The sequence below is a fragment of the Enterobacter cloacae complex sp. 2015409 genome (assembly GCF_041365315.1).
Classification (GTDB): Bacteria; Pseudomonadota; Gammaproteobacteria; order Enterobacterales; family Enterobacteriaceae; genus Enterobacter; species Enterobacter pseudoroggenkampii.
Genome location: NZ_JBFTVM010000001.1, coordinates 458071 through 468363 on the forward strand (window position 1 = coordinate 458071; position 10293 = coordinate 468363).

General features: G+C 55.7%; 9 protein-coding genes and 1 pseudogene. 2 read left to right on the plus strand and 8 right to left on the minus strand.

What is annotated here, in order from left to right; translation table 11 throughout:
* Positions 1-3 precede the first annotated feature (3 nt).
* The gene (locus ACDO57_RS02085) at positions 4-750 is read left to right on the plus strand and encodes a GntR family transcriptional regulator (RefSeq protein ID WP_048992474.1); all 747 of its coding nucleotides are present in this window, start codon (positions 4-6) and stop codon (positions 748-750) included.
* On the opposite strand, the gene ACDO57_RS02090 is transcribed toward ACDO57_RS02085, so the two are convergent.
* From ACDO57_RS02090 to ACDO57_RS02100, 3 genes are read right to left on the minus strand one after another with little or no spacing between them, the layout of a single operon-like run.
* Positions 724-1677 carry a PfkB family carbohydrate kinase gene (locus tag ACDO57_RS02090; protein WP_048992472.1) on the minus strand — a complete coding sequence of 318 codons (954 nt, stop codon included), beginning with the start codon at positions 1675-1677 and terminating at the stop codon, positions 724-726. The two genes, ACDO57_RS02085 and ACDO57_RS02090, sit on opposite strands and share 27 nt — an antisense overlap.
* A complete protein-coding gene (locus tag ACDO57_RS02095; protein ID WP_048992469.1) occupies positions 1674-2678 on the minus strand; it encodes an ADP-ribosylglycohydrolase family protein in 1005 nt (334 codons plus the stop codon). The genes ACDO57_RS02090 and ACDO57_RS02095 overlap by 4 nt, the downstream gene beginning before the upstream one ends.
* Positions 2675-3952, minus strand: a complete 1278-nt coding sequence (locus ACDO57_RS02100) for a nucleoside permease (protein WP_024908126.1) — start codon at positions 3950-3952, stop codon at positions 2675-2677. Before ACDO57_RS02100 ends, ACDO57_RS02095 begins: the two co-directional genes overlap by 4 nt.
* Positions 3953-4202: 250 nt before the next feature.
* Here ACDO57_RS02100 and fbaB point away from each other — a divergent pair, with 250 nt between their 5' ends.
* Positions 4203-5255, plus strand: a complete 1053-nt coding sequence (gene fbaB / locus ACDO57_RS02105) for a class I fructose-bisphosphate aldolase (protein ID WP_023312424.1) — start codon at positions 4203-4205, stop codon at positions 5253-5255.
* Positions 5256-5323: 68 nt separating this feature from the next.
* Here fbaB and yegS read toward each other — a convergent pair whose 3' ends face one another.
* From yegS to ACDO57_RS02130, 5 genes and pseudogenes are all read right to left on the minus strand, one after another.
* The gene (gene yegS, locus ACDO57_RS02110) at positions 5324-6223 is read right to left on the minus strand and encodes a lipid kinase YegS (RefSeq protein ID WP_208763072.1); all 900 of its coding nucleotides are present in this window, start codon (positions 6221-6223) and stop codon (positions 5324-5326) included.
* Positions 6224-6383: 160 nt separating this feature from the next.
* Positions 6384-6935, minus strand: a complete 552-nt coding sequence (locus tag ACDO57_RS02115) for a hypothetical protein (RefSeq protein WP_232473026.1) — start codon at positions 6933-6935, stop codon at positions 6384-6386.
* A 61-nt stretch (positions 6936-6996) separates the two neighbouring features.
* Positions 6997-7961, minus strand: a pseudogene (locus ACDO57_RS02120) (hypothetical protein).
* A gap of 416 nt (positions 7962-8377) precedes the next feature.
* Entirely contained in the window at positions 8378-9739 is a 1362-nt protein-coding gene (yegQ, locus tag ACDO57_RS02125; protein WP_370883465.1) for a tRNA 5-hydroxyuridine modification protein YegQ, read from the minus strand.
* Positions 9740-9892: 153 nt separating this feature from the next.
* Positions 9893-10225, minus strand: coding sequence for a YegP family protein (locus ACDO57_RS02130; RefSeq protein WP_267215062.1), 333 nt, complete (start codon positions 10223-10225; stop codon positions 9893-9895).
* Positions 10226-10293: the final 68 nt, after the last annotated feature.

The following is a 10293-nucleotide window of genomic DNA, read 5'->3' on the forward strand; positions in this document are numbered from 1 at the left end:
GAGATGGAACAAGCGCATACCCGGTTAATCGCTCAACTGAATGAACGGATCGCCGCGCCCGATAACACGCCGCTGTACCTGAAATTTGCCGAAACGGTAAAAAACGCGGTGCGCAGCGGCATGCTGGAGCACGGGAATATTTTGCCCGGCGAGCGCGATCTGAGCCAGTTAACCGGGGTGTCGCGCATTACCGTGCGAAAAGCGATGCAGGCGCTGGAGGAAGAGGGCGTGGTGACGCGTTCCCGTGGCTATGGCACGCAAATCAACAACATCTTTGAATATTCGCTTAAAGAGGCGCGCGGCTTTTCCCAGCAGGTGGTGCTTCGCGGTCAAAAGCCCAATACGCTATGGGTCAACAAGCGGGTGGTGAAGTGCCCGGAAGAGGTGGCGGACCACCTGTCGATCTCCCCGGACAGCGAGGTCTTTTTGCTCAAGCGCATTCGCTATGTGGATGACGATGCGGTGTCCATTGAAGAGTCCTGGGTCCCGGTCGGGTTAATTCCCGACCCGGATGCGATTGGCATTTCGCTCTACGACTACTTCCGCAGCCAGAATATCTTCCCGCAGCGCACCCGCTCAAGGGTGAGCGCCCGCATGCCGGACAGCGAGTTTCAGGCGCACATTAAGATGGACGAAAAAATACCGGTGCTGGTGATCAAGCAGGTCGCGCTTGACCAGCAGCACCGGCCGATTGAGTACAGCATCAGCTACTGTCGCAGCGATCTATACGTCTTTGTGTGCGAGGAGTAATTCGTCGCGAGTCGGGGCGCAGTCTCCGCCTCGGTGGCTGACTACCCAGGACGCCACGGCATTCCCCAGCAGAACGGCATCTGCCAGTGACCATCCCGCCGCCAGCCCGGCAAGCGTGCCGCCCGCGTGGCTGTCGCCAGCGCCAATGGTGTCCACAACCGTCGCCGGGAACGCCGGAACAACGCCCGAGGTCTTACCGTCATACCACGCGGCGCCGTCTTTATCATGCCGCACAATCAGCGCGGCACCGAAACGCAGCGGCCACTCCGCACCCAGATCTTCAGCCGCGACACCCAGTCGCTCGGCTGCGATCTCCGCTTCCTGACGATTAAGCGACACAATCGGCCTGCAGGCCATAATCCGCGCCATCAGCGCGTCGGGAATATCCGCGATACGGGGACCGAAATCGATAAAGACCGTCACGTCCGGCAACCCCTCCAGCCAGCGTGTCAGCAGCTCGCCGCTGGGCGAGGCCAGCTGATAGCCGGACAAATAGACCAGGCTGTTCGACGGGATATTAAGCACATCAAGCCAGCGCTGCTGCCACTGGTTCTCCACGCCGCTAAAGGACATAAAGGTGCGCTCGCCGTCTGGCTCCACCAGCGCGAGGCACCAGCCGTTATCGCCGGTTTCGGCCTCAATGGCGCTGTGCAGATCCTGCTTCGCCATGGCGTTGCGAATGATGTCCGCCCACACGCCGTGGCCGACGGGCAGGGCGTTTTGCGCCGTAATGCCGAGCCGTTTCAGGGCGATGGCAATGTTCAGCGCGCAGCCGCCGATATTCACCCCCTGCTGTTTGAGCTCGATATCGCACCCGCGCCAGGGCAGGGCGTAGGCGTCGGCGATGACGTCAATCACCGCTGCGCCCAGCACCGTCACCGGGCGCGTGGCGTGCAGATTGTCGAGACGTTGGGCAAATGCATTCATACGCCCTCCCTTTGCTCCCTGAAGTGCAGCAGTTTCTCGCAATAGTGGCCGAAATCGAGCCGGTTGGCGGCGTCGAGTTCGGCTTTGAGCGCCGGGTCAATCGCCTGCACGCCGTGGAGCGCACCGCAGATGGCCGTCGCCATCGCGCCAATGGTGTCGGTATCGCCGCCCAGATTGGCGCATAAAATGGCGCAGCGGTTTGGGTCGGTTCCCGCCAGTTCGACCATCGCAATAGCTGCCGGAACGGACTCAATGGTGCTGGTTCCGGCCCCCACGAGCTGGTACACCTGCTCGCTGGCGGACTCAATACCGTTGGCTTCCCGCACGGTCTTAAGGGCCAGCTCAATACGCGCCGCCAGCGACGCGCTGAAGGTGGTGGTTTTCGCCTCCTGCGCATAGCGGGCAATACCCGGCAGGGCATCGACGATGTTCTGCCAGCTTTCGCCGTCGATGGCACGGGAAACCGCCCAGGCAATCACCACCGCGCCGGCAATGGCGAGATCGGATTTATGGGTCGGGCTGGAGGCCTGCGCCACCTGCTCAACAAAGTGTTCCAGACGCGTGGCCGGGAGCAGGCAGCCCAGCGGGGAGGCGCGCATCGCCGCCCCGTTGGTCACGCCGTTGTTTTCCAGTTCGCTGACCGGCTTCCCGTCGCGAATCGCGTTAAGCGCGATTTTGGAGGTCGGGCCGAGCACGTTCTTATTGAACGCGTCGAAGTCGAGCGCCCAGCGCAGAATATGCTTGCCGATAATGTCCGGGTTAATCTCCCCGTCGCACTCGACGATCGCGTCCGCCAGGCACAGCGCCATTGAGGTATCGTCGGTGAACTCTGCCTGTTTGAAATAGCAGGCCGCATTATTCTCTGCCGGGCCGGGTAAAAAGCGGTCGATCCAGCCGAAGTGCGCTTTGACGCGCTTTCTCGGCCACAGCTCCGACGGCATGCCCATCGCATCCCCTAACGCCTGCCCGTAAAGGGCCCCGAGAACACGTTCTTGTTTCATTTAACTTCCCCTTGTGTCAGCGCGGCATCGCCATCAACCACCTCAATTGCGGTGATCTCTTTATCCGATTCGCGGAAAAACAGCATAAACAGCACGGCAATCACGGCAATCATGATTGCACCAAACGCCCACATTCCGGCCCAGTTGAAGGTCAGCCCATTCACCGGCTCTTTGTATGCGAACATTTTTTCCATCATCACGCCGCCCAGGCGGTAACCCAGCAGGCTACCAAAGCCCTGGCAGCACAGCGTAATCAGACCCTGCGCGGCGGTGCGCATGTGCACCGGCGCTTTTTTATCCACGTAGATATACGCGGTAACGTAGTAGAAGTCGTAGCTCACGCCGTGCAGCAGAATGCCGAGGAACAGCAGGGCGTAGGTAAAGTACTGTTCCGCACCGCCGTAAACGAAGAATCCGTAGCGGATAGCGGCCGTGATCAGACCCAGCAGTAAGACCTTCTTAATACCAAAGCGTTTGGTAAAGAACGGCAGCGCCAGCATAAAGAAGATTTCGGAGAACTGGCCGAGCGTCATCCAGCCGGTGGCGTTTTTCATCCCCACTTCGGTGAGATAGCCGTTAGCGAAGATGTAGTAGAAGGCCAGCGGCATGGCGAACAGGAACGAGCAGAAGAAGAACACCAGGAAGTTTTTGTCGCGCAGCAGGATCAGCGCGTCCAGCCCCAGCATCACCTTGAAGTCCAGCTTGCCGGTGCTCTTCGGCGGGGTGTTCGGCAGGAACAGGGCAAACACGCCGAGCAGGGCTGAGCTGGCTGCGGTCATCAGCAGCGGAATATTGGTATCGGAAATATCGCTGTAGCCCAGCATCTGCGGCAGGAATCCGCACGCCAGCCCGGAGGCGATCCAGCCGATGGTGCCCATCACGCGGATACGCGGGAAATCGGCCTCGACGTCATCCACGTTGGCGAAGGCAATGCTGTTGGTCAGCGCGATGGTCGGCATATAGGTCAGGGAGTAAACCAGCAGCAGCGGGAAGAAGGTGCTGAACTGGGTTTGCTGTGCGGCGAAGTACATCAGAATGGCGCCGGCGAACATCAGTACCGCCAGCACTTTCTGTGCGGCGAAGAAGCGGTCCGTCAGCGAGCCGACCAGAATCGGTGAGAGGATAGCGGCAATGGCGGTACAGGCGTAAGACCAGCCAATTTCCCCGGCGGTAAAACCGCTTTTGCTCAGCCACAGCCACAGCGGCACAAACCACGCGCCCCAGATAAACCATTCAACAAACATCATGAATGACAGTTGGACTTTCGTTTTCATTTTTTAATCCTGCATGTCAGAGAGGGTACACCTTTAACATACCACTTAGTAATACCTTTTAAATACCTTTGAGGCGATTGTTTGATCAATGTAACAGTTTTGTTGTACACGAATCGAGCCAGCAGATTGTGCTGAAAAAAAATGCAAAGGGTGGAAAATCTGTTAAGTCGGTACCAGGCTTAGTCTGCCCATAAAAGATGGGACTGGATAAACACACACCGACACGACGTCGGACTTACGGGAGTATCACATGACTGATATTGCGCAGTTGCTTGGCAAAGACGCCGACAGCCTTTTACAGCATCGTTGTATGACCATTCCAGCCGACCAGCTGTATCTGCCTGGTCATGACTACGTTGATCGCGTGATGATCGATAACAACCGTCCGCCTGCGGTCCTGCGAAATATGCAGACGCTCTACAACACCGGACGGCTCGGCGGCACCGGCTATCTCTCTATTCTGCCGGTAGACCAGGGCGTTGAGCACTCGGCGGGCGCCTCTTTTGCGGCGAATCCGCTCTACTTCGATCCGAAGAACATTGTTGAGCTGGCGATTGAAGCGGGCTGTAACTGCGTGGCGTCCACCTACGGCGTGCTGGCTTCGGTTTCGCGTCGCTATGCCCACCGCATTCCGTTCCTTGTGAAGCTCAACCACAACGAAACTCTGAGCTACCCTACCGAATATGACCAGACCCTCTACGCCAGCGTCGAGCAGGCGTTCAATATGGGGGCGGTGGCGGTAGGGGCGACCATCTATTTCGGTTCTGAGCAGTCTCGTCGTCAGATTGAAGAGATCTCCGCGGCGTTTGAACGCGCACACGAGTTGGGCATGGTCACCGTACTGTGGGCGTATCTGCGCAACAATGCGTTCAAGAAAGACGGCGTGGATTACCACGTGTCGGCCGACCTGACCGGGCAGGCGAACCACCTGGCGGCGACCATCGGCGCAGATATTGTGAAGCAGAAAATGGCCGAGAATAACGGCGGCTATAAAGCGGTGAACTTTGGCTATACCGATGACCGCGTATACAGCAAGCTGACCAGCGATAACCCGATCGATCTGGTGCGCTACCAGCTGGCGAACTGCTACATGGGCCGTGCGGGGCTGATTAACTCCGGCGGCGCGGCGGGCGGTGATACCGACCTGTCAGACGCGGTGCGTACGGCGGTTATCAACAAACGCGCGGGCGGCATGGGGCTGATCCTTGGCCGTAAGGCGTTTAAGAAATCGATGGCCGACGGCGTGAAGCTGATCAATGCGGTGCAGGACGTCTATCTGGACAGTAAAGTCACGATTGCCTGACGCCTCCATCTCCCTCTCCCTGTGGGAGAGGGTTGGGGTGAGGGCATCACCGCGCATCGTGTGAAACATCAGCGCAAAAGCACACAGTCCGGCGGCAGCCGACACTGCAGCGCGCCGGGCAACACCTCAATGCGGAACTGTTTTCCGCTCAGCGGCTCTCCATCGAGGTTAAACGTCATCCCGTGCGGCGCATTCACCTCAAACCATGCGGATTTACCGTCAATGATATTCGGACTCTCTTCCGGCTGCGTCAGCGTGGTAAACAGCGCGGGCAGCAGACCGTCGCCCGTAAAAATACGCAGCTGTAGCTGGCCGTCATTGATCAGCGCCTCCGGGCAGAGCTGCTGCCCGCCGCCTGCCTGGCGACCATTGCCAATGCCAATCACCAGCGCGTCACCCTGCCACTGAAAATCCTCGCCGCGAATTTCGCAGCGGTCAGGCTTGAGGGTGTCCATGCGCATCAGGCCGTGGATGAGATACGACACGCCGCCCAGCGCCGCCTTCAGCTTTTCCGGCGTTTCGCTGGTGATGCGCGTGCCAAACCCGCCGGTCGCCATATTGATAAAGCAGGTTTTATCATTCACCTGCGCAATATCCACAGCGGTGGCCTTGCCGAGGATCGCCAGCTGGAGCGCCTTCTCTAACTCCTCGGGGATCCCTGCGCTGGTGGCAAAATCATTGGCGGTGCCGAGCGGTAAAATGCCCATCACTGGGCGGTTTGCCGGGGGCAGGTCGATCAGCGCTGACGCGATCTCATTGATGGTGCCATCGCCGCCGCCGGAAATGATGGTGTTGACGCCAAGCCCGAGGGCTTCATTGATATAGCGTGCCGCGTCGCCTTTTTCCCAGGTTACCCTTACGTGGATGCGCGCGCCGTCGTCACGCAAACCCTGAATTGCCTGACGCAGCAGATCGTTGCCCGCACTTTTGCCATTGAGAATCAATAAACTGTCTTGATAGGTTGCCATCCGCGCTGCTCCCTTTTTTAGCGTTAGTAAGAGTGTATAGCAGAGGGGAAAAAAGCGGGTAAGAACAGGATGAAAGGAAAAAAAAAGCTGCGGAAAGGGGATTTATCCCCCTTCGTGGCGTTTACCTTTTATATGCTGGTCCCTCAATTGACGCTTGCTGTCAACGTTTGAGCCCTGCCATTTGCCTGTTCTCAATTTTCAACTGTTTACGCCACACCCGATTATGTAGCGTTAGCGCAATTGAACGGTAAAAGACTGACGTATTCATCCACACGATATTCAGGCCGAAAAATCCCAATCCTAATAGTGAGGTTATTTGCGGTGTGTAATTCTCTACAGAGCCGAATAAAAGTGAAATCCATGTCCAGATAAAATACACGATGCTCATCAAGCCGGTCAGTGTAATGACAGAAATATGCAGTTTATATCCCGTTAAGGAACCTCTGGCCGTTAAAAACATCGTGCTCATTACAATCATGCAATACACCACTGCTGCAAGGAATACTCCCATCATTACCTTAAATTCAGGTAAGCCGAGCAGGCGAAATAGCAACATCCAGACAGAAACTTGTAGCATAGCGTAGCAAAAAATAGTGAGTAAGGTACTTATTGCTAAGGGAATACCTGTCATATGTACACCCACAGGAACACCGAACTGACCTTTTAAGCGATTTTTCAATGATTCAAGCCGTTGGCAATCGTCAGTCGCCATTTCACCTGTTATCACAGCACTTAATGAAAGGCTCTTTTTGATGTAATTTATCATGTCCGGGTCAATAACTTCCTGTAAACGAAAAAGACTGAATCAAACCAAAAACGTATTTACCAGATTGTGTAATATTCTGAGGATTACGGATTGTACCCGAGACAGCACTGCCAACAAATGCTGAGGAGTTTGAAATAGCATTCAACAGCTCTCGCTGTAAGAGCAGCTGCAGCGCTTCCGAGGGGTAACGTTTAGGGTAAACGCCAGCTTTCATCGCTGCTTTAACCCCTGAATTAGAGATCCCGGGATTTCGGATACGAATGATTTCCTCAGTTAACCGCGTGCGGTCTGCCCGGCTCATTTTTTGTAATAACGAGAGTAAACTTTCAGACGTTGAGCGATTAAGTAGGCGGTAGGTTAATACAGCGCTTTTTAGACCCGCAGCAGCCCCGGCAAGTGAAATCGCATCAAGAGCAGTATTGGTTGCGGTATACCACTCCTGGGAATCCATCCACACAACATAGTCATTATGATTCATGGCAATAAGTGACAAGCGGCCAAGCCCGTTTGCACACTGAATTCCTGTTGCTACACCACCAGCGACAATCACAGCGGCAACAGCGCCGGAAGAACCTGCGGTGAGAGGAATGGCCATACCTGCACCTGCAGCAAGTACGACAGTGAGAATGGCAGCTCCGCAAGAAATCGCCGTAGAACCTATTTCAGTCGCTAATGAAGGTGACTGAATCGTCGTCGTCGTTGCTGGAGAGGATTACTTGATGAGGCGTTTACTTTAGTGATGACGACATGACTCACCGAGCTTTCGTTTGGCGTCGCAATCCGTCTTGAGGGTCTCACTAACCACTGACGCGCACCGTCTGAGTAGATGATCCCAACCTGGCTAAAGTTACGGCTACAGTCCAGCTGATTGGCAAGGGCGGTGAAATCAATATCGCCCCCGGAGGCTAGACCCAGACTGCGGGCGAGTTCGTAATCCGGAATATCCTTTGAAATCTGACCAGGAAACGTCATGTTGTCTCTCCGTCCATGTGAAATCGTATAACGCTGAGAAATAAAGAGTAAAGGGCATGTAATGGAGGGGAGTTAGGAATGATCCGAATAACACGCCATCCTGCCAGAACCAATGAAAATTGTGATGGATATCTTATACCCGCCCGATTTTCGTAAAAGATATTCCAGCAGACGCTGCTGCGAATCAACACCCTTCATTTGGTGGGGCGGTGCAATTTCATTCTGACTAAGTGGACTGAATTGTACAAAAAATAAGCCCGCGTAAGGGAGATTACGCAGGCTAAGGAGGTGGTTCCTGGTACAGCTAGCATTTATGGGTTATGTTTTTCAGCGGAGGGATAATACCCGTATTGAACGAAGCGGTATGTGATCCGATTCTAAGAATTATCCCAGCGCGAAAAAATTTCCCTGATTGACTATTTGCCGTGTGGGTTTCGGGTGCTTTCACCGTTGAAGTTACGCATCAGCAGGGCGAACTTCAGCTCCACCTCTTCCGGAACCGGCAGCCAGACGGTATGGCCGTCACCCGGTGCCACCTCAATCATTTCACCTTTACCGTTTTCCAGATGTTCCAGCGTGAAGTTCATGTTGCCCTGCGGGGTCATCAGCTCCAGGCTGTCGCCTTTGGTAAACTTGTTTTTTACCGCGACGGCCGCCAGCGCGCCTTTGCGCTCGCCGGTGAAGTCACCGACAAACTGCTGGCGCTCGGAAACGGAGTAGCCGTGCTCGTAGTTCTGGTAGTCGTCGTGGGTATGACGGCGCAGGAAGCCTTCGGTATAGCCGCGATGCGCCAGGCCTTCCAGAGTTTCCAGCAGGCTGGTATCGAACGGTTTACCGGCGGCCGCATCGTCGATGGCTTTGCGGTATACCTGCGCGGTACGCGCGCAGTAGTAATAGGATTTGGTGCGGCCTTCAATCTTCAGGGAGTGCACGCCCATCTGGGTCAGACGCTCGACGTGGGCGATGGCGCGCAGATCTTTCGAGTTCATGATGTAGGTGCCGTGCTCGTCTTCAAAGGCTGTCATGTACTCGCCCGGACGTTTGGCTTCTTCAATCATAAACACGCTGTCGGTTGGCGCGCCGACGCCCAGCGTTGGCTCGACGTTAGTCACCGGGATCGGCTCGTGCTTGTGAACGATGTTGCCGACGTCATCTTCTTTGCCTTCCTGGACGTTGTATTCCCAGCGGCAGGCGTTGGTGCAGGTGCCCTGGTTCGGGTCGCGCTTGTTGATATAGCCGGAGAGCAGGCAGCGGCCAGAGTAGGCCATGCACAGCGCGCCGTGAACGAAGATTTCGATTTCCATATCCGGCACCTGGGTGCGGATCTCTTCGATCTCTTCAAGGGACAATTCGCGAGACAGAATGACGCGGGTCAGCCCCATCTGCTTCCAGAACTTCACCGTCGCCCAGTTGACGGCGTTAGCCTGTACGGAGAGGTGAATATCCATCTCCGGGAAATTCTCCCGAACCAGCATGATTAAGCCCGGGTCCGACATGATCAGCGCGTCCGGCCCCATATCCACCACCGGCTTCAGGTCGCGAATGAACGTTTTCAGCTTGGCGTTGTGCGGCGCGATGTTGACCACCACGTAGAATTTCTTGCCCAGGGCATGCGCTTCGTTGATGCCGAGCTGCAGGTTCTCGTGGTTGAATTCGTTGTTACGTACGCGCAGCGAATAGCGAGGCTGGCCCGCGTAGACAGCATCGGCACCATAGGCGAAAGCGTAACGCATATTTTGCAGCGTTCCCGCCGGGGAAAGGAGTTCCGGTTTAAACATGTTTGTTCTCGTTCTGATGACAGGTCAGATCCGCGGCACCAGGTGCAGCGGTAAGGGGAGATCCCCCACTTTAAGGGCGGGCATTGTAGCGCTGCGGGGCGGGGAGGTAAAGCGCCGGGTCGCGTCACCGCTCTCCCGGCGCGCGTCGTGCTGTCAGGTGTTGTCTTTTACCGTCTGGGTAGACCCGTTAGTTTTGACCGAGGCGATACCCTTATCACACGATTGTTCCGTTGCATAAAGCTGGCTGCTGCCAATCACCTGATGGTTGCCCGCCTTTAGATTGAAATGGAACTTACCGTTAGAGGCCGTTTTCTTCTCATAGCGCTCGTCCAGGGGGCTGTTCGTGCGTACGGAGGCAATACCGTTTTCGGCGGCACTTTTGCTGGTGTAAAGCTCGCTGGTCAGAACGATCTCTCCGTTTCCAGCCTTCAGCACAAACCTGAACTGACCATCACTGCTTTTACTTAATTCGAACCAACCAGACATAGGAACTCCTTGATCGAAAGTAAAATGAGAGGCACCAGTTATCAGTAAGCGAACCGGTAAAAAGAGTA